This is a genomic window from Streptomyces sp. NPDC036813 (assembly GCF_055609245.1).
On sequence record NZ_JBVJPV010000015.1, the window covers coordinates 52,662 to 73,718 of the forward strand.

Consider the following 21,057-nt stretch of genomic DNA (forward strand, 5'->3'; position numbering starts at 1 on the left):
GTCCTCGGTCCGGCCGGCCGTTTCCGACGAGCGCTCAGTGTCTCGGTGCCGGCCGCTGCGGGCGGACACCCCCCACCCCGGCCCCTTCCCGCCGTACGCGGGTGCCGGCCGTCGTCCCTTCCGCCGTGACTGCGGGTCCGCCGCGCGTGCGAGCGTTATGGCCGCGAAGCTGCCGGCCGCCGCCCGGGCGCGCGCAGCGGGGGGCGCCGCCGCGCCCCGACCCCCGGCCGGCCGCGCACCGGGAAGTGCCGGGCGCACAGCCCGACCGGCGGGCAGGCCGACGGAGTCAGGAGGCTGCGCTGCGCAGGCTCTGGACGTCTATCTGCTCTGTTTCGTCGTGGGCCGTCAGGTCGATGACCTGGCCCTCGCGGGGCGTCGTGTCGTCGGCCGGCTTGAAGGCGGTCTCCGCCTTGTGCAGCGCGAGCGCCTCCTGGCCGACGACGTCGGCGAGGTCCTCGTTCTGGACGGCCTCCAGGGCCGCCGGCGTCGGGGACGTCTTCGTGCCGAAGAAGTCGAACTCGCCGTCCGTCACGGGACGTCGTACCGGCGGTGTGGGCGGTACGACGGCCACGGCGGTCGGCACGGCGAAGTGACCGCCGCCCTGGCTCTCCGGCGTCTCGCCGGCGGCGGCCGCGTGCTCCTGCGCGTCGGCCGCCCCGGGCTTCCCCTCGGCCTCGTCCTCCCGCTCGGCGCCGGTGGCGAGGCGGATCAGCGCCGCGTTCGCCGCCTGGAACAGGCACACGCCCTCCCGGGAGAAGGCTGCCGGGGCCGGGCTCGCCGGCTTGTCCGCCGCGTCGTCCTTCGGGGGCGCCGGCGGCAGTGCGCGTACCGGGGCCTCGAGTTCGAGCAGGCGGCGGCCCTCCAGGGCGCTGGCCCGCTCCGTCTCCGCCGTGGCGTAACGGCGCAGCAGGGCCGCGTGCTCGTTGCGCAGACCCGCCAGCTCCGTGCGCTTGGCCCGCAGTCGCTGCTCAAGCTTGGCGCGCAGTTCGCGCGACTCCTCCAGGTCCGTCTCCAGTTCGGCGACCCGCTCCTCGTAGCGCCACTCGTCGCTGGCACGCGCGCGCGTGAGGTCGGCCACCTGCTTGCCCGCCTGGATGTCCCAGCGCCGCATGACGAACGCGCCGAGGACGGCCGTCACCGCGCCCGCCCCGGCCAGGACCCGCAGCACCAGGGCGTCCGTGGACACCCAGGGGCCTAGGGCGCAGACGACCGAGACGCCTGCGATCGCCGACGGTGGCAGCACCCTGTGCAAGGGCGGGGAATGACGGTGACGTCCACGTGGCATGGCCAGAAACTTACCGCGCGTAGGCGGCTCGTGAAGCCCCGGGCCGTAAAAACAGAGCCATGGGCAAAGGTTCACGGAGCATCAGTAAAAGCCAAGCGGCACTAGGGCTGCGGCCGGCCCAGGTCAGCCCGCTGTCAGCCGGCCGCTCAGCCACGCCAGCGACTCGGGAATCTCGCGCCGCCACGTGTTGAAGTTGTGCCCACCGCTGTCGAGGATGATCGACGAGATACGGGTCGTACCGGTCGCCTTCACCGCGTCGATGAACTTCGTCGTGCTCTTGTAGTTGTTCTCCCCCACCTTGCTGCTGGTGACGAGCAGTGAGGTGTCGGGCGCCGGCATGTGCTTGAGGCACCACATCAGGTCCGCGCGGTTGCGCAGCTGCTTGTCGCCGTGGAAGAGGTCGCCCGTCGTCGGGTCGATGGGTGCCTTGTAATAGGGGGACAGGCCCACAGCCGCCGCGTACGCGTCCGGGTGGTGCATGGCGAACTTCAGCGCGCAGTAGCCGCCGGTGGAATCGCCTATGACACCCCAGGAGCCGGCGCCGCGGCCCACCCGGTAGTGCGCCGACACCGCCTGCGGCAGGTCCTTGGCGAAGAACGTCTCCGTCTTCGGGCCGCCCGGCACGTCCACGCACTCGGTGTCGCGCGGGGGCGCGACCGTCGGGCGCATCATCACCAGGATCATCGGCTGCATCCGGCCCTGCTTGGCGAGATCGCGCGCGGTGCGCGGGTAGTGCAGCTTGTCCACGAGCGCCTCGGCCGTGCCGGGGTAGCCCGTCAGCACGACGGCCGCGGGGAACGTGCGCGTGCGGTACTGCGCCTGGAAGTACTCCGGCGGCAGATAGACGAACGCGGGCGTGGCGATATGGGTCGTGGAGCCGGTGATGGCGACCTTCTGGATCTGCCCGCCGATCTCCGGCCGGCCCCCGCCCGCCTTGCTCACCTTGCGGGTGTCGAGCACCTGGAGCGGGCCGCCGTCGGGGCCGTGCGCGTTGTGGTCGACGACCACCCCGGCGCCGTTCTCCTGCCCGAAGAGGTCGGCCCAGCTGGCGTAGAAGCCGAAGGAACGGTTCGCCGTGAGTCCCACGCACGCGAACAGCGTCACCTGCGTGACGAGCAGCAGCCCGACCCGCCCGGCGATCGCGCGCCAGTTGCGACGCGACAACCGCGGCCACAGCCACACCGTGCCGACGAACAGCACCGCGGCGACCACGATCGCCAGCAACAGCACCTTCTTGCTCGTGAGACCCATGGGGTGTTCCTGCCTGCGCTTTCCATCCGGGACCGGCGCATCCCCCCGCTTCCTTCGCGAAGGCTTGCCCCGGACTTTCCTCGGCCTTTGAACCGGCTTTGACGGGGCGAGTGAACCTCTCCCCCCTAGACACCGTCCTAGAGGACGCAATGTCGCCGGATGCCCGATACGGCACCGGGTTCAAGGTCTCTCGCAGAACTACGGGATGCGATGTCTGTCAGGGAAGATGGGGAAATGTCGGACGGGGTTCCGAGCCGATCAAGCCGGGTGCGGCGCTTCGTGCGCGGCCCGCGCCCCGAGGCCAGTCCGGTCCTCGTCGGCAGAGCGGCCGCGCTCGTGGGTGTCCTGGACATCGCCGCGGGGGTCTTCCCGCGGTTCAGGCACAGCCGTATGCACGCGATCGCCGAGGTGCTGCCCGGATCGTTCGGGCCGTTCGCGGCGGCGGTCTCGCTGGCCGACGGAATCCTGCTGCTGCTGCTCGCCCACGGCCTCAAGCGCGGCAAGCGCCGCGCCTGGCGCGCCGCCGTCGTGCTGCTGCCGGTCGGCGCCGTGGCCCAGTTCGTGTACCGGCACTCGGTCATCGGGGTGCTGATCTCCGCCGCGCTGCTCGCGCCGCTGATCCTGCACCGCGACCAGTTCACGGCCCTGCCCGACCCGCGCAGCCGCTGGCGGGCCCTGGCCAACTTCGTCCTCATGAGCGCCGGTTCCCTCGTGCTGGGCCTGATCATCGTCAGCGTCCACCCGAACCGGATGGTCGGCGACCCGAGCCTGGCCGACCGGATCACGCATGTGATCTACGGCCTGTTCGGCTTCGAGGGACCGGTCGACTACCAGGGCAACACCTCCTGGACCGTCGCCTTCTCGCTCGGCGCGCTCGGCTGGCTGACCGCCGTCACCACCATCTACCTCGCCTTCCGCCCCGAGCACCCGGCCGCCCGCCTCACCGAGGACGACGAGGCACGGCTGCGGGACCTGCTCGCCAAGCACGGCGGACGCGACTCCCTCGGCCACTTCGCGCTGCGCCGCGACAAGGCCGTCGTCTTCTCCCCCAGCGGCAAGGCCGCCGTCACCTACCGCGTCGTCTCCGGCGTGATGCTCGCCAGTGGCGACCCCATCGGCGACGTCGAGGCCTGGCCGGGCGCCATCGAGCGCTTCATGGACGAGGCCAAGGCCCACTCCTGGACGCCCGCCGTCGTCGGCTGCTCCGAGACCGGCGGCGAGGTGTGGACCCGCGAGACCGGCCTCGACGCCCTCGAACTGGGCGACGAGGCGGTGGTGGACGTCAAGGATTTCTCCCTCTCCGGGCGTGCGATGCGCAACGTGCGCCAGATGGTCAAGCGCATCGAGCGGGCCGGTTACGAGACGCGGGTACGGCGTGTCGGTGACCTCGGCGAGGCCGAGCTGGAGCGCATCCGGCGCGCGGCCGACGACTGGCGCGGCACCGACACCGAGCGCGGCTTCTCCATGGCGCTGGGCCGTCTCGGCGACCCCGCCGACGCGGACTGCCTCGTCGCCACTGCCCACAAGGCCGACGACGAACCCGGTGCGTACGGCGATCTCAAGGCGATCCTGCACTTCGTGCCCTGGGGCACCGACGGCGTCTCGCTCGACCTGATGCGGCGCGACCGCAGCGCCGACCCCGGCATGAACGAACTGCTGATCGTGGCCGCCCTGCAGGCCGCCCCGAAGCTCGGCATCGAGCGCATCTCGCTGAACTTCGCCGTCTTCCGCTCCGCGCTCGCCCGCGGCGAGAAACTCGGCGCCGGCCCGGTGCTGCGCACCTGGCGCGGGCTGCTGATCTTCCTCTCGCGCTGGTTCCAGATCGAGTCGCTGTACAAGTTCAACGCCAAGTTCCAGCCCCGCTGGGAGCCGCGCTTCATCGTCTACCGCGCCTCCGCCGACCTGCCGCGCATCGGCTTCGCCTACATGCAGGCCGAGGGCTTCGTGAACCTCGCCCCGCCGCTGCCGCGCTTCCTGCGCCGCCGCACCGCCGCCCAGCGCCCGTGCGCCCACGGCGTGGCCGAACGCGACGTACGCGCGGCCTGACCCGGCACGCGCGTGGTGGCCACCCGTCCACGCACGCGTGGGCAACGGCCCCGCGTCCACGCGCGCGGGGCGCCGTGGCGGACACGAACGGCCCGGGCGCGGGTCCCCGTCGGCAGCGGGGCCCGCGCCCGGGACGTACGGCGATACGGCCCCGGTGAGGGGCCTACGCTGAACATATGAGCAACCACAGCGGACGCCGACGCGCCGCGGGCCTTCCGGACTGGGACCGCTGCGCGGTCATGGGTGTCGTGAACGTCACCCCCGACTCCTTCTCCGACGGCGGCCGCTGGTTCGACACGACCGCCGCCGTCAAGCACGGCCTCGACCTCGTCGCCCAGGGCGCCGACCTGGTCGACGTCGGCGGCGAGTCGACCCGGCCCGGCGCCACCCGCGTCGACGAGGACGAGGAACTGCGCCGGGTCATCCCCGTCGTGCGGGGCCTCGCCTCCGAGGGCGTCGTCGTCTCCGTGGACACCATGCGCGCCCGGGTCGCCGCCCAGTCCCTCGCGGCCGGCGCCGCCCTCGTCAACGACGTCAGCGGCGGCATGGCCGACCCCGCGATGATCGCCGCCGTCGCCGACGCGGGCGCCCCCTTCGTCGTCATGCACTGGCGCGGCTTCCTCCAGGGCGGCAACGTCCCGGGCCACTACGCCGACGTCGTCACCGAGGTCGTCGACGAGCTCCACGCACGCTTGCAGGCCGCCCTGGACGGCGGCATCGCCCCCGACCGGATCATCGTCGACCCGGGCCTCGGCTTCTCCAAGGACGCCGAGCACGACCTCGCCCTGCTCGCCCACGCCCACCGGCTCCACGCGCTCGGCCATCCGCTGCTCATCGCCGCCTCCCGCAAGCGGTTCCTCGGCCGCATCCTTGCCGGTCCCGACGGTGCGCCCCCGCCCGCCCGCGAACGGGACGCCGCCACGGCCGCCGTCTCCGCGCTCGCCGCACACGCCGGCGCCTGGGCGGTCCGCGTCCACGAGGTCCGCGCCACGGCGGACGCGGTACGGGTCGCCCGCGCCGTCGAAGGGGCGCGTACGGCGCCCGGCGCGCAACCCGCGCACCCCACGGCTCCTGCTGAGGCCCCCGCGCACCCCGCCTCCCCCGAGCCCGGCGCCCACGGGCCCGAAGGAGCCCGGTGAGCGCCCCCCACACCGACGTCGAACAGGTCGAGGCCGCCAACACGGCCTTCTACGAAGCCCTGGAGCGGGGCGACTTCGAGGAGGTCGCCTCGGCCTGGCTCACCCCGGCCGACCTGGGCGTCGACGAGACCTACCACGACCCGGCCGACGCCGGCGTGGTCTCCTGCGTGCACCCCGGCTGGCCCGTCCTCACCGGCCGCGGCGAGGTCCTGCGCTCGTACGCGCTGATCATGGCCAACACCGACTACATCCAGTTCTTCCTCACCGACGTCCATGTCTCGGTCACCGGGGACACGGCCGTCGTCACCTGCACCGAGAACATCCTCAGCGGCGGCCCCGCCCCCACCGAGGGCGAGGAGCTGGGACCGCTCGTCGGCCAGCTCGTGGTCGCCACGAACGTGTTCCGGCGCACGCCGGAGGGGTGGAAGCTCTGGTCGCACCACGCCTCGCCCGTTCTGGCCGAAAACGACGAGGACGAGGACGAGGAGACACCCTCCTGAGTGGGTAGGTGATCTACGGGACCGCCCGCAGGGACCAGGAAGTGGCTGGAATCACGGGCGCCCTGGTCGAAGCGGCCGCCAGCCCGTGAGCCAGCGGGTTTCCCAGGGGAAACACGCGGTGAACCCTTCCCGAACCGCGCCGGCCCGGCGCCCCGTGGCCCGGCGCTGTCGGTGCCCGCAGGTAGATTCGACTGAGGCCGACGCACCGCCCGCACGCGGTACGGACCGGCCGCACCCGACGATTGCAGGAGTGATTCGCGTGGATCGTGTCGCGCTGCGCGGCCTGAAGGCCCGCGGGCACCACGGTGTGTTCCCCAAGGAACGCGAAGAGGGCCAGACCTTCATCGTGGACCTCGTGATCGGCCTGGACACCCGGCCGGCCGCGGCGGACGACGACCTGGCGAAGACCGTGCACTACGGCATCGTGGCCGAGGAGGTCGTGGCCGCCGTCCAGGGCGAGCCCGTGAACCTCATCGAGACCCTCGCCGAGCGCATCGCCCAGGTGTGTCTGAAGCACGAGGGGGTCAAGGAGGTCGAGGTGTGCGTCCACAAGCCGGACGCGCCGATCACCGTCCCCTTCGACGACGTGACCGTCACGATCACCCGGAGCCGAGTATGACTGCACCCTTCACCAAGGGTCACAGCGACCCGACCGTCCAGCCGGTACCCGCCTCCGTCGTCGAGCAGGTCGACGCCGCCGACACCACGCTGCAGAACCCGAAACGGGCCGTGATCGCCCTCGGCTCCAACCTCGGCAACCGGCTGGAGACCCTCCAGGGCGCCATCGACGCCCTGGAAGACACGCCGGGCGTGCGCGTCAAGGCCGTCTCCCCGGTCTACGAGACCGAGCCGTGGGGCGTGGAGCCCGGCAGTCAGCCGTCGTACTTCAACGCCGTCGTGCTGGTGAAGACCACCCTGCCCCCGTCCTCCCTGCTGGAGCGGGCGCACGCGGTGGAGGAGGCCTTCCACCGGGTACGCACCGAGCGCTGGGGCGCACGCACCCTCGACGTCGACATCGTCGCCTACGCCGGTGTCGTCTCCGAGGACCCGCACCTCACCCTCCCCCACCCGCGCGCCCACGAGCGGGCCTTCGTCCTCGCCCCCTGGTACGACGTCGAACCCGACGCCGAACTGCCCGGCCGAGGCATGATCGGGCAGCTCCTGGACACCGTCACCCGAGAGGGTGTCGCGCCCCGCAAGGACCTGGAACTCCACCTGCCCGAGTAGTCGTTAAGGTCGAGGCGGGGCCGCGTGCGCGGCCGCACAGGACGGGAGCCGCCCGTCACCCGGTCCGGGGGAGCTGAAGGGTCACCGTGAGAGAGCTGCGCATCAGGGTGCTGGCCGGTGTGTTCGTCGTCGCCGGGATCCTGTCCTGGGCGGGCGCCCGCCTGTGGAACTCGGTGGGGACCCTGCCCAGCGTCCCCCTGGCCGCCCCCATCGTCCTCGCGCTGATCGCGGTGGTCCTGCTGGCCACCGCGCTGTCGCTGCGCGCCCGCCTCAAGGCCCAGCGCGACCGCGTCCCCGACGCCAAGGGCGTGGACCCGCTGATGGCGGCCCGGGCGGTCGTCTTCGGCCAGGCCAGCGCGCTGGTCGCCGCCCTCGTCGCCGGCATGTACGGCGGCACGGGCGTCTTCCTGCTGGAACTCCTCGACATCCCGGCCCGCCGCGACCAGGCCATCTACGCCGGCTTCTCGGTCGTCGCGGGCATCGGAGTGATAGCGGCGGCGATGTTCCTGGAGCGCGTCTGCAAGCTCCCCGAGGACGACGACGAGAACAGCAACGGGGCGGCGCACCCTGCGTGACACCGCCCCGTACGAGCCCGCGGGCTCGGGGTGACCGGCCTCAGTTGGCCATGATCAGGCTCATCGCCTCGTTGCGGGTCGCCGCGTCCCGCAGCTGACCGCGCACGGCGGAGGTGATGGTCTTCGCGCCGGGCTTGCGGATGCCGCGCATCGACATGCACATGTGCTCGCACTCGATGACCACGATGACGCCGCGCGGCTCCAGGATCTCCATCAGGGCGTCAGCGACCTGCGTGGTGAGTCGTTCCTGCACCTGGGGGCGGCGGGCGTAGACGTCCACGAGACGCGCCAGCTTGGACAGGCCGGTGATCTTGCCGCTGGTGGACGGGATGTAGCCGACGTGGGCGACGCCCCGGAACGGCACGAGGTGGTGCTCACAGGTCGAGAACACCTCGATGTCCTTCACCAGCACCATCTCGTCGTGCCCCAGGTCGAACGTCGTCGTCAGGACGTCCTCGGGCTTCTGCCACAGACCCGCGAATATCTCCCTGTACGCCCGGGCCACGCGCCCAGGCGTCTCCCTGAGGCCCTCGCGGTCCGGGTCCTCGCCGACCGCGATGAGGAGTTCGCGTACGGCGTTCTCGGCACGCTTCTCGTCGAACTCGCCGATGGTGCCCTCGCCGTCCAGCGTCACGGGGTCGGTCATCTGGTTCCTCGTTCCTGTACCTGTCACGCGTGGGAGACCACGCGCTTCGAACCGCGGTATACGAAAAGCCGCGCCCCCCAGGCTAGAACCCGGGGGGCGCGGCATCCATTCCGGCCCGGTGGCCGAAACGGCTCAGCTCTCGGGGCGGTCCTCACGCGCCGGCTCGGTCGCGGGGGCGGGGTCCGCCGCCGTCGACTTCGCCGTGCTGATCGCGGCCGTCGCGCCGTTGGCGCCGTTCGTCAGGGCGAGCTCCTTGGGGGAGAGCACCGGCGGACGGGTGGACGGCGTACGCCGGGAGGAACCGGTCCAGGCGGGCCGCGGCGGGCGCTTGACGATGGGGGCGAAGATCTCGGCGATCTCCTCCTTGCCCAGCGTCTCCTTCTCCAGCAGCTGCAGGACGAGGTTGTCGAGCACGTCGCGGTTCTCGACCAGGATCTCCCAGGCCTCGTTGTGCGCGGTCTCGATGAGCTTCTTGACTTCCTCGTCCACCAGCGCGGCGACCTCCTCGGAGTAGTCGCGCTGGTGAGCCATCTCACGGCCCAGGAACGGCTCGCTGTTGTCGCCGCCGAACTTGATCGCGCCGAGACGCTCGGTCATGCCGTACTGGGTGACCATCGCGCGGGCCAGGTTGGTGGCCTTCTCGATGTCGTTCGCGGCGCCCGTGGTCGGGTCGTGGAAGACCAGTTCCTCGGCCGCGCGTCCGCCCAGCATGTAGGCGAGCTGGTCGAGCATCTCGTTGCGGGTGGTGGAGTACTTGTCCTCGTCCGGCAGCACCATCGTGTAGCCCAGGGCACGGCCGCGGGACAGGATGGTGATCTTGTGGACCGGGTCGGAGTTCGGTGAGGCCGCCGCGACCAGGGCGTGTCCGCCCTCGTGGTACGCGGTGATCTTCTTCTCCTTGTCCGACATGATGCGGGTCCGCTTCTGCGGGCCGGCGACGACGCGGTCGATCGCCTCGTCGAGCATCCTGTTGTCGATCAGCTTCTGGTTCGAGCGGGCCGTGAGCAGCGCGGCCTCGTTCAGCACGTTGGCGAGATCGGCACCGGTCATGCCGGGGGTGCGCCGGGCGACGGCCGACAGGTCGACGTCCGGGGCGACCGGCTTGCCCTTCTGGTGGACCTTGAGGATCTCCAGACGGCCCTGCAGGTCCGGCGGGTCGACGGCGATCTGTCGGTCGAAGCGTCCGGGGCGCAGCAGCGCCGGGTCGAGGATGTCGGGCCGGTTGGTGGCGGCGATCAGGATGACGCCGCCCTTCACGTCGAAGCCGTCCATCTCGACGAGCAGCTGGTTGAGGGTCTGCTCGCGCTCGTCGTGACCGCCGCCGAGGCCGGCGCCGCGGTGGCGGCCGACCGCGTCGATCTCGTCGACGAAGACGATCGCCGGGGCGTTCGCCTTGGCCTGCTCGAACAGGTCACGGACCCGGGAGGCACCGACACCGACGAACATCTCGACGAAGTCGGAACCGGAGATCGAGTAGAACGGGACGCCCGCCTCGCCGGCCACGGCCCGCGCGAGGAGGGTCTTGCCCGTACCCGGGCGGCCGTAGAGCAGCACGCCCTTGGGGATCTTGGCGCCGACGGCCTGGAACTTGGCCGGCTCCTGGAGGAACTCCTTGATCTCCTGGAGCTCCTCGACGGCCTCGTCGCAGCCGGCGACATCGGTGAACGTCGTCTTGGGGGTGTCCTTGGTGATGAGCTTGGCCTTGGACTTGCCGAAGTTCATCACGCGGCTGCCGCCGCCCTGCATCTGATTCATCAGGAACAGGAACACGACGACGATGAGGACGAAGGGCAGCAGAGAGAGCAGGATCCCGAGGAACGGGTTCTGCTTCGAGGGCGAGACCGTGTAGCCCTTCGGGATCTGCTTGTCCTGGTACTTGGTCTGCAGCGTGCCGGCGATGGTCACGCCCTGGTCGCCGATGTAGCTGGCCTGGATCTTCGAGCTGCCCTGAACCTTGACGCCGTCCTTGAGCTCGACCTTGATGGTCTGCTCGTCGCCGGTGGTGAGCTTGGCCTGCTCGACCTTGTTGTCGTTGATGGCCTGGACCACCTGGCCGGTGTCCACCGTCTTGTAGCCACCGGACGAGCCGACGACCTGCATCAACACGACCACGGCAAGGACGGCCAGCACGATCCACATGACCGGCCCACGGAAGTATCGCTTCACGTCCATCCACACGGAGCGGTGCCGCCCCGTCCCTCCTGCCATAGTGAGTTTGATAAGACAGTTCTTCTGACGGTACCCCAGCCTTGGCGTCCGAAGCCGCACAGGACGGCTGACGAACCCGTCTGACTGCTCCAACGGCGGGAGGCCCGCCGGGGTTCCCGATCGTCGTGGGGACCGTGCCCGGGTGGGCTAGCCGCCGTAGACGTGAGGCGCGAGCGTACCGACGAACGGCAGGTTGCGGTACTTCTCGGCGTAGTCGAGGCCGTAGCCGACGACGAACTCGTTGGGGATGTCGAAGCCCACCCACTCCACGTCGATGGCGACCTTCGCGGCGTCCGGCTTGCGCAGCAGCGTGCACACCTTCAGCGAGGCGGGCTCGCGCGAGCCGAGGTTGTTGATCAGCCAGGACAGGGTCAGCCCGGAGTCGATGATGTCCTCGACGATCAGGACGTGCCGGCCCTTGATGTCGGTGTCGAGGTCCTTGAGGATCCGCACCACACCGGAGGACTGGGTGCCCGCGCCGTAGGAGGAGACGGCCATCCAGTCCATGGTGACGGGGGTGGACAGCGCCCGGGCCAGGTCGGCCATGACCATCACGGCGCCCTTGAGCACACCGACGATCAGCAGGTCCTTGCCCGCGTACTCCGCGTCGATCTTCGCGGCCAGCTCGGCCAGCTTCGCGTCGATCTCTTCTTTGGTGATGAGCACCTGCTGAAGGTCGGCACCCATGTCTTTCGCGTCCACCCGCATCACTTTCGGTCGGTCGTCCCACCGGCCGGTCCGGCCCCTGCCGCAGGTGCGAAAGGGGTCGGGACTCAGCCTTGCCGAATCACCAGTCTGCCACCCTGGCGCTGGGCGACGACTTTGCCGGGCAGATTGATGGCTCCCTGACCACGCCAGCCGGTGATCAGCCGGTCCATCTCCTCGATGTGCCGGGCGAAGAGGGAACCGGCCGGGGCACCGGCCTCGATGGCGGCGCGGCGCAGGATCCGGCGGCGTACGGCGGGCGGCAGCGCGTAGAGCTTGGCGCACTCCAGCCGGCCGGCCGCGTCGCGTACGCCGGCCTCGGCCTGGCTGGCCCAGGCGTCGAGGGCGTCGGCGTCGTCGCGGGAGAGCTGGGCCGTACGGGCGAGGGCCTCCACGACGCCTTTGCCGAGGGCCTTCTCCAGTGCGGGCAGGCCCTCGTGGCGCAGCCGGGAGCGGGTGTAGGCGGGGTCGGCGTTGTGCGGGTCGTCCCAGACGGGCAGGGACTGGACCATGCAGGCCTTGCGGGCGGTCTGCCGGTCGAGCTGGAGGAAGGGGCGCCGGTAACGGCCGCCGGCCCCCGAGACCGCGGCCATGCCGGACAGGGAGCGGATGCCGGAGCCGCGGGCGAGGCCGAGCAGGACGGTCTCGGCCTGGTCGTCGCGGGTGTGGCCGAGCAGGATCGCGGCGGCGCCGTGGCGTTCGGCGGCGGCGTCCAGGGCGGCGTAGCGGGCGTCCCGGGCGGCGGCCTCGGGGCCTCCGTCGCGGCCGACGGTGACGGCGGTGGACTCCACGGGTGCGAGGCCGAGGTCGGTCAGGCGCAGGACGACTTCGGCGGCGCGCAGGTCGGAGCCGGGCTGCAGGCCGTGGTCGACGGTGATGCCGCCGGCGCGGATCCCGAGCCGGGGGGCCTCGAAGGCGAGGGCGGAGGCGAGCGCCATGGAGTCGGCGCCGCCGGAGCAGGCCACGAGCACGAGCGGCGCGGGCGGGCGCTCGAGGAGGGCGGTCCCGGCGGAGGCGGAAGCCGGGGAGGCGTGCTGTTCGGTCAGGATGTCGTGGAGGACGCGGCGGACCGCCAGGCGTATCGCCGCGACCGCAGGATGGGGACCCATGTCCGGTTCCCTTCAGGAAGCTCGTCGGGGGTGAACCCGAGTCGGTCACTCAGAGTGTGTAGATGGTGACAGAAACGGGCGGTGACCCGAGCATTGCACGCCTGTCCACGGCTCACGGTCCCTCGGACGGGTGATTGCGGGGGCGTTCTCCTGCCGTCGGCCGGATCGCGTTCACCACGGTGGTCCGCCGTTCACGCCTCGGGCCTGCGGTGCACCCGCGCGACCCAGTCCGCCGGTTTGGAGATCTCCGCCTTGGTCGGGAGTGTGTTCGGGGAGGTCCACACGCGGTTGAAGCCGTCCATGCCGACCTCGTCGACGACCGCGCGCACGAAGCGCTCGCCGTCCCGGTACTGCCGCAGCTTGGCGTCCAGGCCGAGCAGTTTGCGCAGGGCGAGGTCCAGGCGGGAGGCGCCCTTGGCGCGGCGCTGCTGGAACTTCTCGCGGATCTCGGCGACGGAGGGCACGACGGACGGGCCGACGCCGTCCATCACGAAGTCGGCGTGGCCCTCCAGCAGGCTCATCACGGCGGTGAGGCGGCCGAGGATCTCCCGCTGGGCGGGGGTCTGCACGATCTCCACGAGGGAGCGGCCGCCGTCGTCCTCCTCGCCCTCGGGACGGCCGCCGGCCAGCGACTGGGCGGCCTCCCGGATGCGCTCCAGGATGGTCATGGGGTCGACGTCGGTCTCGGCGAGGAACGACTGGATCTCGCCCTCCAGATGGTCGCGCAGCCACGGCACGGCGCTGAACTGCGTGCGGTGCGTCTCCTCGTGCAGGCAGACCCAGAGGCGGAAGTCGTGCGGCTGGACGTCGAGTTCACGCTCGACGTGGACGATGTTGGGGGCGACGAGCAGCAGGCGGCCGCCGCCGTGCTCGCCGGCCGGGAGCTCGCGGGTGGCGGGGGCGAACGTCTCGTACTGGCCGAGGACGCGGGAGGCGAGGAAGGACAGCAGCATGCCCAGTTCGACGCCGGTCACCTTGCCGCCGACGGCGCCGAGGACCTGACCGCCGGGGGTGCTGCCGCGGCGCTCCTGCATCTTCTGCAGCAGCGGCTTGAGGATCTCGCGGAAGCCGGCGACGTTCGCCTTCACCCAGCCGGGGCGGTCGACGACGAGGACGGGGGTGTCGTGGATCTCGCCGGTCCCCATACGAGTGAAGCCCCGGACGTGTTCCTCCGAGGCCTTGGCGTGGCGGCGCAGTTCCGTGACGACGTCACGGGCCTCCTCGCGGCTGACTTCGGGGCCCGGCCGTACGAGCCGGGTCGCGGTCGCGACCGCGAGATTCCAGTCGATCATCCCAGCAGATGCGGCACCACCGATGCTCGTCATGTGTCAACCGTACGTGAGCGTTCCCGCTTGGGGCAGGCCGTGGGAGCGGGTGACGTGGGGGGTGTCCTCGGGTCGCCGAGGTGTTTGTCCTCGGGGGCCCGGGTGTTCACCCGACGGGGGGGACCGCCGGCCGGAGGCCGGGCGCGGTGACCGCGTCGGCCGGCGGTGCGGGTCAGCTCGCCAGTGCCGTGGCCGCCCGGTCCAGGGCCCGTTGGGCCGCCGCCGCGTCCGTCGATCCCGAGGCCAGGAACGCGAAGGCGAGGACGTGACCCTGATGGTCGACGACCGTGCCGGCGAGGGTGTTGACGCCGGTCAGGGTCCCGGTCTTGGCGCGGACGATGCCGGCCGCGCCGCCCGCGTACCGCGTGGTGAGGGTGCCTGTGAAGCCGGCGACGGGAAGGCCGGTGAGGACGGGGCGCAGGTCCGGGCGGGCCGGGTCGGCGGCGGTGGCCAGGAGGGCGGTCAGGAGGCGGGCCGTGAGGCGGTCGGTGCGGTCGAGGCCGCTGCCGTCCTTGAAGACGGCCCCCGCCAGCGGCAGCCCGAGCCCGGCGAGCTGGTGCTGGATCGCCTCGCCGCCGCCCGTGAAGTCGGGGCGGACGCGCGTGGCGAGGGCGGTCTGGCGGGCCAGGTGTTCGGCGATGTCGTTGTCGCTGTTGGTGAGCATCCGCTCGACCAGGTCGGACAGCGGCGGGGACGTCACCGTCGCGAGCGTCCGGGCACGCGGAGTGGCCTTGGAAGGGCCGGGGGACGTGGTGCGGATGCCCTGCGCCAGCAGGAGGTCGGCGAATCGGCGGGTCGCGTCCGCCGCCGGTTCACGGCTGCGGGTGGCGGTGCCGGACATGGAGTCGTCCATGCGGCCCTCGTCCACCATGAGGGCGGTGACCGGGGCGAGGTTCTCGTTCTCCCCGATCGGGTGACGTTCGGGCCCGGCGTACAGGCTCGTGTCGTACGACAGCGTCACCTCGCTCACACCGAGCTTCTTCAGGGCGGCTGCCGTGGACGCGGCCAGGGTGCGCAGGCTCGCCCAGCCCCCGGCGTCCGCGCGGGCGGTCAGGGTCGGGTCGCCGCCGCCGACCAGGATCAGCTCGCGGGTGTCCGGTTCCAGCACCGCGCGCGTGGCGAGTCGGTGGTCGGCGCCCAGGGCCGAGAGCGCGGCGACCGCCGTGGCGATCTTCGTGGTGGAGGCGGGAGTCAGCGCGTCGTCGGCGCCGGTGCCGTACAGGCGCCTGCCGGTGGACAGGTCGACGACGACGGCCGCGTGCCGGTCGCCGAGGGCGGGGTCCTTCAGGAGCGGGTCGAGGAGGGCGGCCAGGGCCGGTCCGCCGGGTGCGGACCGTACTGAGGTCGCGGGGCCGCCGAGGCCGGTGAGGACCGCGGGAGCGCTGGGCGCGGGCCGGGGCACCCCGCCCGCCGCCCCGGAGGATCCGGACGAATCAGACGTACGGCCGTGATCTGCGCCACCCGGGCCTTCCTGGGCGGCGGCCCACTCCCGTTCGGCCGTACGCTGACCCGAGTCCCAGGGGCCGGCGGCGGTGACGACGCCGGCGGCCAGTGCGAGACCGACGGTGGCGGCACCCGCTGTGTACTGCCAGGTTCTGACGGGCCGCAGCCGGGTCGTGCGTGTGCGCAGCCGGGCGGCGGTGACGGTGGCGGCGCTCTGCAGTCGCGGCCGTACGGCGTCCGCGATCCGCGCCACGTGCGGTCTCGCGGCCCGCCAGGGCCTCAGTTCCGGCACGACCACCAGCCCCTTTCGCGATCACACACTGGCGTGAGGGACACTTAATCACCCGAAGTATGTGTTGATCATGGAGGAGCCACCGGTGGAGTTCGACGTCACGATCGAGATCCCGAAGGGTTCGCGGAACAAGTACGAAGTGGACCACGAGACGGGTCGGATCCGCCTGGACCGGCACCTCTTCACCTCGACGGTCTACCCGGCCGACTACGGCTACATCGAGGGCACCCTCGGCGAGGACGGCGACCCGCTGGACGCGCTGGTCATCCTGGACGAGCCCACCTTCCCCGGCGTGCTGGTGAAGTGCCGTGCCATCGGCATGTTCCGCATGCGCGACGAGGCCGGCGGCGACGACAAGGTGCTGTGCGTGCCCGCGTCCGACCCGCGGATGGAGCACCTGCGCGACATCCACCACGTCTCGGAGTTCGACCGCCTGGAGATCCAGCACTTCTTCGAGGTCTACAAGGACCTCGAGCCGGGCAAGAGCGTCGAAGGCGCCAACTGGGTCGGCCGCGCCGACGCCGAGGCCGAGATCGAGCGCTCCATCAAGCGCAACGGGGAGCACGGCGGCCACTGAGGCCCTCGCACGCCCCAGCAGACCGCTGACGGGTCGCACGCGCACGCGTGCGGCCCGTCCGGCTTATGTGCGCATACTGAGGCCTACGGAGTGTCGTACAGGGAGTGCTGCTGCAAGTGAGCGAGGCGGAGGACCGCAAACCGCAGTCGGACGAGGCGAGGAGCGGGTACGACTCCGAGGTCACGTCCGAGTTCGCCATTCCCGAGGGGCTCGCCGTGCCCAAGGTGGGCGGGGAGTCGGAGACGACGTCCGAGTTCGCGCTGCCGGACGGCCTGGAGGCGCCGCAGCCGGCCGGGGCGGAGCCGGAGGGGTCGGCGTTCAGCCCGCCGCGCACCTACAGCGCCAAGAGCGCCCCGCCGGCCTTCACTCCGCCCGGCGGGATACCCGCGGTCAGCCTCACCAAGGACGTGCCGTGGCAGGACCGGATGCGCACGATGCTGCGCATGCCGGTGGCCGAGCGGCCGGCACCGGAGAAGACGCACAAGCCGGAGGAGGGGGGTCCCGCCGTCCCGCGCGTGCTGGACCTGACGCTGCGTATCGGCGAGCTGCTGCTGGCCGGCGGCGAGGGCGCCGAGGACGTCGAGGCCGCGATGTTCGCGGTCTGCCGCTCCTACGGCCTGGACCGCTGCGAGCCGAACGTCACCTTCACCCTGCTGGCGATCTCCTACCAGCCCTCGCTCGTCGAGGACCCGGTCACCGCGTCCCGGACCGTGCGGCGCCGGGGGACCGACTACACGCGGCTCGCGGCCGTGTTCCGGCTCGTGGACGACCTGAGCGACCCGGAGACCCACATCTCCCTGGAGGAGGCCTACCGGCGCCTGGCGGAGATCCGCCGCAACCGGCACCCGTTCCCGAGCTGGGTGCTGACACTGGCCAGCGGGCTGCTCGCCGGCGCGGCGTCCCTGCTGGTCGGCGGTGGTGTGCAGGTGTTCGCGGCGGCCATGGTGGGCGCGATGCTGGGCGACCGGCTGGCGTGGCTGTGCGCGGGGCGCGGACTGCCGGAGTTCTACCAGTTCACGGTGGCCGCGATGCCGCCGGCCGCGATCGGCATCGCGCTGACGCTGGCGCACGCCGACGTCAACGCGTCCGCCGTCATCACCGGTGGACTGTTCGCGCTGCTGCCGGGGCGGGCCCTGGTCGCGGGCGTGCAGGACGGCCTGACCGGCTTCTACATCACCGCCTCGGCGCGGCTGCTGGAGGTGCTGTACTTCTTCGTCGGCATCGTCATCGGCGTCCTGGTGATGCTCTACGTCGGCGTGCAGCTCGGGGCGCACCTCAACCCCGACGCGGCGCTGCAGCTCCAGGAGCGGCCGCTGGTGCAGATCACCGCGTCCATGGTGCTGTCGGCGACCTTCGCGGTGCTGCTGCAACAGGAGCGGTCCACGGTCCTCGCGGTGACCCTGAACGGGGGCGTGGCGTGGGTCGTGTACGGCGCGATGCACGACACCGGCCGCTTCTCGCCGGTGGCGTCCACGGCCGTCGCGGCGGGACTAGTGGGCCTGTTCGGGCAGCTGCTGTCGCGCTACCGGTTCGTCTCCGCGCTGCCGTACACGACGGCGGCGATCGGACCGCTGCTGCCGGGTTCCGCGACGTACTTCGGGCTGCTGTCCATCGCGCAGAACGACGTCGACAAGGGGCTGGTGTCCCTGACGAAGGCGGCCGCGCTGGCGATGGCCATCGCCATCGGGGTGAACCTGGGCTCGGAGATCTCCCGGCTGTTCCTGCGGGTCGGCTCCGCCGACAAGCGCCGCGCGGCCAAGCGGACGAGGGGCTTCTGAGGCCCCTCAGCCCTGGTGGTACGGGGACTGGCCGGGGTACGGCTGCTGCCTTCCGTAGCCCTGCGGGTACGGCTCCTGGGGGTACTGCTGCTGCGGGTACGGCTCCTGCGGGTACGGCTGCTGCCCGTAGGGCTCCTGCGGGTACTGCTCGTGGTGCTCGTTGCCGTACTGGTCGCCGTACTGGTTGCCGTACTGGTCGCCGTAGGGCTGCTGGTGATGGTGGTCCGGCGTCGGGTCGATGCGGCGCAGCTGGGTGGTCGCGTCGTCCATGGCCGGGGGCACGGCGGCCGGGGCCGGGGCCGACTGCTGCTGCTGCTGCGGAGCGTTCTTGTTCTTCGCGCGGGCGCGCAGGAACTCGATGGCGATGGGGACCACCGAGACGAGGACGATCAGGATCAGGATCGCCTCGATGTTGGCCTTGACGAAGGCGATGTTGCCCAGCCACGAGCCCAGCAGGGTCACACCCGCGCCCCACAGGACGCCGCCGATGACGTTGAACAGCAGGAACGAGCGGTACCGCATGCCGCTGACACCCGCGATGATCGGCGTGAACGTGCGCACGATGGGCACGAAGCGGGCCAGGACCAGGGACTTCGGGCCGTACTTCTCGAAGAACTCGTGCGCCTTGACGACGTTCTCCTGCTTGAACAGGCGCGAGTCGGGGCGGTTGAACAGCGACGGGCCGACCTTCTTGCCGAACATGTAACCCGCCTGGTCGCCGAGGATCGCGGCGGCGCAGATCAGGGCGATGGCTCCCCAGAGGGGGAAGTTCAGCTGGTTGGACGTGATCAGCAGGCCGCAGGTGAACAGCAGCGAGTCACCCGGCAGGAAGAAGCCGATCAGCAGTCCCGACTCCGCGAAGACGATCAGGAGCAGGCCCCAGATGCCGAACGTGTCGAGGAGGTAGTTCGGATCGAGCCAGCTCGGGCCGAGGGCAAGCGTCGTCACGGTTCCGGGCTCCTGAGGGGGTGGGGAGACTACGGCGGCGGGTAGCGCGCGCCCAAAGCTATCAACGCCCGGTGAACGGTCCGGGTTCCCCGGGTTCCCTCAGGATGCACCCTGCGCCGCCCGGTACGAAGCTGTGGACCATGGGCATCGACGATTACGGCGGCGGCCAGACGCCCCAGGCGGATGTGCTGGTCGTCACCACGAACGACGTACCGGGTCACCGGGTGCAGCAGGTCATCGGCGAGGTGTTCGGGCTGACCGTGCGCTCCCGGCACATCGGCAGTCAGATCGGCGCCGGGCTGAAGTCGCTGGTCGGCGGTGAGCTGCGGGGGCTGACCAAGACCCTCGTGGAGACCCGCAACCAGGCGATGGAACGGCTCGTGGAGCAGGCACGCGCGCGTGGCGCCAACGCCGTGCTGGCGTTCCGCTTCGACGTGACGGAGGCCGCGGACGTGGGCACGGAGGTGTGCGCGTACGGCACGGCGGTGATCGTGGCCCGGGAGTAGACCCGTCCGGGCCACGGGAGCGGGCCCGCCCGGGACACGGCTCTCCGGTCCCGGGCGGTGGCCCTCAGGCGCTGTGCCGTGCCGTGTTCGCCTTGATGGCGTCACGCATGTACACGGCCAGTCCGGGGCGGATGTTCTCGTACGTCGCGGTGAAGCGCGGGTCGTCGACGTACATCTGTCCCAGACACGCGTGCAGTTCGTGCGAGCAGTCGTAGTAGCTGGAACAGATGAAGCGGCGGTGCTCCTCGGCGACGTCCATCGCCGCCACGGAGTCGGCCGGGACACCCTGGTCGAGCAGGCCGGCCATCCGGCCGTGGACGGCGTCCATCTCGCCGGTGATCCGCTTCCAGTCCTCCTTGGTGTAGGAGGCGGTCCGGCGCTGCGACTCCCGGTACTCCTCGGTGTCGCCCCAGCGCTGCTGGACCTCGTCGGCGTACTGGTCGGGATCGTGGTCCCCGAACACCTCGAACTTCTCCTCGGGCGTGAGCCGGATTCCCATCGTGCGTGCCTCCATGGCGTGCTCCACGGCCTCGGCCATCTTCTGCAGCTTCTCGATCCGTGCGGTCAGCAGTTCGTGCTGGCGCCGCAGATGCTCCCGCGGCTCCACGTCCGGGTCGTCGAGCAGGGCCGCGACCTCCTCGAGCGGGAAGCCGAGCTCCCGGTAGAACAGGATCTGCTGCAGCCGGTCGAGGTCGGCGTCGCTGTAGCGCCGGTGACCCGCGTGGCTGCGCTCGCTGGGGACGAGCAGACCGATGTCGTCGTAGTGGTGCAGGGTACGCACCGTGACCCCGGCGAAGCCGGCGACCTGTCCCACGGAATAACTCACTTCCGCTCCCTTCTCCCTTGCGCACTCCACCCTGGCTCCTCACGTCGCGTGAGGTGCAAGCCCGCGTGCCCGTCCGTCGGAGCGGACTTGGCGTCGGATGCATGCCCCTGCACCAAGGCGCCGAGCAGCCCGCCGAACGTCCGCCGGCCGTCAACTCCCGGCTGAACCTCGCCACCTTCGTCACCACCCGGCGGCGACATGCCGACCTTCGCGCTGAACTTCTCCCGGCCCGGCGCGCAGGTCGTGGCGCAGTACTACACGTTCCTGCGGCTGGGCCGGGACGGCTACCGGGCGGTGCAGCAGGCCTCCCGGGACGTGGCGCGCTCGCTCGCCGAACGGATGAGCGCCCTCGGCGACTTCCGGCTGCTGACGCGAGGTGACGAGCTGCCGGTGTTCGCGTGCACCACGGCCGAGGACGTCACGGCGTACGACGTCTTCGACGTCTCCCGGCGGCTGCGCGAGCGCGGCTGGCTGGTGCCGGCGTACACCTTCCCGCCGAAGCGGGAGCACCTGTCGGTGCTGCGGGTGGTGTGCCGCAACGGCTTCTCCTCGGACCTCGCCGAGCTGTTCGTGGAGGACCTCACCCGTCTGCTGCCCGAACTGCGCCGGCAGTCGCATCCGCAGACCCGGGACCGGGACGCGGCGACCAGCTTCCACCACTGAGCCCGGCG

Annotated in this window: 19 protein-coding genes and 1 pseudogene; 10 read left to right on the plus strand and 10 right to left on the minus strand. The window is 71.5% G+C overall.

Annotated elements, in window-relative coordinates; translation table 11 throughout:
* Window positions 1–286 precede the first annotated feature (286 nt).
* A complete protein-coding gene (locus ACZ67Q_RS28320; protein ID WP_471187665.1) occupies window positions 287–1,285 on the minus strand; it encodes a hypothetical protein in 999 nt (332 codons plus the stop codon).
* A 123-nt stretch (window positions 1,286–1,408) separates the two neighbouring features.
* Window positions 1,409–2,536 (minus strand): alpha/beta hydrolase, encoded by a 1,128-nt coding sequence (locus tag ACZ67Q_RS28325; protein ID WP_471187668.1) that lies wholly within the window; start codon window positions 2,534–2,536, stop codon window positions 1,409–1,411.
* Between the two features lie 234 nt (window positions 2,537–2,770).
* On the opposite strand from ACZ67Q_RS28325, the gene ACZ67Q_RS28330 reads away from it, so the two are divergent.
* The 6 genes from ACZ67Q_RS28330 (at window position 2,771) to ACZ67Q_RS28355 (ending at window position 8,023) form a co-directional block, all read left to right on the plus strand.
* The gene (locus tag ACZ67Q_RS28330; RefSeq protein WP_471187671.1) at window positions 2,771–4,582 is read left to right on the plus strand and encodes a phosphatidylglycerol lysyltransferase domain-containing protein; all 1,812 of its coding nucleotides are present in this window, start codon (window positions 2,771–2,773) and stop codon (window positions 4,580–4,582) included.
* Between the two features lie 176 nt (window positions 4,583–4,758).
* Window positions 4,759–5,721, plus strand: a complete 963-nt coding sequence (folP, locus tag ACZ67Q_RS28335; protein WP_471187674.1) for a dihydropteroate synthase — start codon at window positions 4,759–4,761, stop codon at window positions 5,719–5,721.
* The gene (locus ACZ67Q_RS28340) at window positions 5,718–6,221 is read left to right on the plus strand and encodes a nuclear transport factor 2 family protein (RefSeq protein ID WP_471187677.1); all 504 of its coding nucleotides are present in this window, start codon (window positions 5,718–5,720) and stop codon (window positions 6,219–6,221) included. Before folP ends, ACZ67Q_RS28340 begins: the two co-directional genes overlap by 4 nt.
* 259 nt (window positions 6,222–6,480) lie before the next feature.
* Window positions 6,481–6,840, plus strand: a complete 360-nt coding sequence (gene folB, locus ACZ67Q_RS28345; RefSeq protein ID WP_471187680.1) for a dihydroneopterin aldolase — start codon at window positions 6,481–6,483, stop codon at window positions 6,838–6,840.
* Window positions 6,837–7,448, plus strand: a complete 612-nt coding sequence (folK, locus tag ACZ67Q_RS28350) for a 2-amino-4-hydroxy-6-hydroxymethyldihydropteridine diphosphokinase (RefSeq protein ID WP_471187683.1) — start codon at window positions 6,837–6,839, stop codon at window positions 7,446–7,448. Before folB ends, folK begins: the two co-directional genes overlap by 4 nt.
* Before the next feature lie 86 nt (window positions 7,449–7,534).
* Entirely contained in the window at window positions 7,535–8,023 is a 489-nt protein-coding gene (locus ACZ67Q_RS28355; protein ID WP_471187686.1) for a DUF3180 domain-containing protein, read from the plus strand.
* Window positions 8,024–8,063: 40 nt separating this feature from the next.
* Here ACZ67Q_RS28355 and folE read toward each other — a convergent pair whose 3' ends face one another.
* The 6 genes from folE to dacB form a co-directional block, all read right to left on the minus strand.
* Window positions 8,064–8,669 carry a GTP cyclohydrolase I FolE gene (gene folE / locus ACZ67Q_RS28360; protein ID WP_471187689.1) on the minus strand — a complete coding sequence of 202 codons (606 nt, stop codon included), beginning with the start codon at window positions 8,667–8,669 and terminating at the stop codon, window positions 8,064–8,066.
* Between the two features lie 132 nt (window positions 8,670–8,801).
* Window positions 8,802–10,841, minus strand: a complete 2,040-nt coding sequence (ftsH, locus tag ACZ67Q_RS28365) for an ATP-dependent zinc metalloprotease FtsH (protein ID WP_471188092.1) — start codon at window positions 10,839–10,841, stop codon at window positions 8,802–8,804.
* 183 nt (window positions 10,842–11,024) lie between these two features.
* Window positions 11,025–11,585, minus strand: coding sequence for a hypoxanthine phosphoribosyltransferase (gene hpt, locus ACZ67Q_RS28370; RefSeq protein ID WP_030342680.1), 561 nt, complete (start codon window positions 11,583–11,585; stop codon window positions 11,025–11,027).
* A gap of 65 nt (window positions 11,586–11,650) precedes the next feature.
* Window positions 11,651–12,691: a tRNA lysidine(34) synthetase TilS gene (tilS, locus tag ACZ67Q_RS28375; RefSeq protein WP_471187691.1), complete on the minus strand. Its 1,041-nt coding sequence runs from the start codon at window positions 12,689–12,691 to the stop codon at window positions 11,651–11,653.
* A gap of 191 nt (window positions 12,692–12,882) precedes the next feature.
* A complete protein-coding gene (locus ACZ67Q_RS28380; RefSeq protein ID WP_471187694.1) occupies window positions 12,883–14,016 on the minus strand; it encodes a zinc-dependent metalloprotease in 1,134 nt (377 codons plus the stop codon).
* 172 nt (window positions 14,017–14,188) lie between these two features.
* Window positions 14,189–15,757, minus strand: coding sequence for a D-alanyl-D-alanine carboxypeptidase/D-alanyl-D-alanine endopeptidase (gene dacB / locus ACZ67Q_RS28385; RefSeq protein WP_471187697.1), 1,569 nt, complete (start codon window positions 15,755–15,757; stop codon window positions 14,189–14,191).
* Between the two features lie 79 nt (window positions 15,758–15,836).
* Between dacB and ACZ67Q_RS28390 the strand changes: the two genes are divergently transcribed.
* Window positions 15,837–16,328 carry an inorganic diphosphatase gene (locus tag ACZ67Q_RS28390; RefSeq protein WP_366840627.1) on the plus strand — a complete coding sequence of 164 codons (492 nt, stop codon included), beginning with the start codon at window positions 15,837–15,839 and terminating at the stop codon, window positions 16,326–16,328.
* A gap of 116 nt (window positions 16,329–16,444) precedes the next feature.
* A complete protein-coding gene (locus ACZ67Q_RS28395) occupies window positions 16,445–18,106 on the plus strand; it encodes a threonine/serine exporter family protein (protein ID WP_471187700.1) in 1,662 nt (553 codons plus the stop codon).
* Between the two features lie 6 nt (window positions 18,107–18,112).
* Here ACZ67Q_RS28395 and ACZ67Q_RS28400 read toward each other — a convergent pair whose 3' ends face one another.
* Entirely contained in the window at window positions 18,113–19,054 is a 942-nt protein-coding gene (locus ACZ67Q_RS28400) for a DedA family protein (RefSeq protein ID WP_471187703.1), read from the minus strand.
* A gap of 140 nt (window positions 19,055–19,194) precedes the next feature.
* Between ACZ67Q_RS28400 and ACZ67Q_RS28405 the strand changes: the two genes are divergently transcribed.
* A complete protein-coding gene (locus ACZ67Q_RS28405; RefSeq protein ID WP_469816189.1) occupies window positions 19,195–19,560 on the plus strand; it encodes a YbjQ family protein in 366 nt (121 codons plus the stop codon).
* 64 nt (window positions 19,561–19,624) lie between these two features.
* On the opposite strand, the gene ACZ67Q_RS28410 is transcribed toward ACZ67Q_RS28405, so the two are convergent.
* Window positions 19,625–20,386 carry a MerR family transcriptional regulator gene (locus tag ACZ67Q_RS28410; protein WP_471187706.1) on the minus strand — a complete coding sequence of 254 codons (762 nt, stop codon included), beginning with the start codon at window positions 20,384–20,386 and terminating at the stop codon, window positions 19,625–19,627.
* 189 nt (window positions 20,387–20,575) lie between these two features.
* Here ACZ67Q_RS28410 and ACZ67Q_RS28415 point away from each other — a divergent pair.
* A pseudogene (locus ACZ67Q_RS28415) lies at window positions 20,576–21,049 on the plus strand (pyridoxal-dependent decarboxylase); the annotation flags it as partial.
* Between the last annotated feature and the right edge of the window lie 8 nt (window positions 21,050–21,057).

Excerpts from the sequence above, each read along its gene's own strand:
- ACZ67Q_RS28405 (WP_469816189.1), top strand. The coding sequence starts at position 19,195 with ATGGGCATCGACGATTACGGCGGCGGCCAGACGCCCCAGGCGGATGTG.
- folP (WP_471187674.1), top strand. The coding sequence starts at position 4,759 with ATGAGCAACCACAGCGGACGCCGACGCGCCGCGGGCCTTCCGGACTGG.
- ACZ67Q_RS28325 (WP_471187668.1), bottom strand. The coding sequence starts at position 2,536 with ATGGGTCTCACGAGCAAGAAGGTGCTGTTGCTGGCGATCGTGGTCGCC.
- folE (WP_471187689.1), bottom strand. The coding sequence starts at position 8,669 with ATGACCGACCCCGTGACGCTGGACGGCGAGGGCACCATCGGCGAGTTC.
- tilS (WP_471187691.1), bottom strand. The coding sequence starts at position 12,691 with ATGGGTCCCCATCCTGCGGTCGCGGCGATACGCCTGGCGGTCCGCCGC.
- ACZ67Q_RS28380 (WP_471187694.1), bottom strand. The coding sequence starts at position 14,016 with ATGACGAGCATCGGTGGTGCCGCATCTGCTGGGATGATCGACTGGAAT.
- folK (WP_471187683.1), top strand. The coding sequence starts at position 6,837 with ATGACTGCACCCTTCACCAAGGGTCACAGCGACCCGACCGTCCAGCCG.
- ftsH (WP_471188092.1), bottom strand. The coding sequence starts at position 10,841 with ATGGACGTGAAGCGATACTTCCGTGGGCCGGTCATGTGGATCGTGCTG.
- hpt (WP_030342680.1), bottom strand. The coding sequence starts at position 11,585 with ATGCGGGTGGACGCGAAAGACATGGGTGCCGACCTTCAGCAGGTGCTC.
- ACZ67Q_RS28320 (WP_471187665.1), bottom strand. The coding sequence starts at position 1,285 with ATGCCACGTGGACGTCACCGTCATTCCCCGCCCTTGCACAGGGTGCTG.
- ACZ67Q_RS28330 (WP_471187671.1), top strand. The coding sequence starts at position 2,771 with ATGTCGGACGGGGTTCCGAGCCGATCAAGCCGGGTGCGGCGCTTCGTG.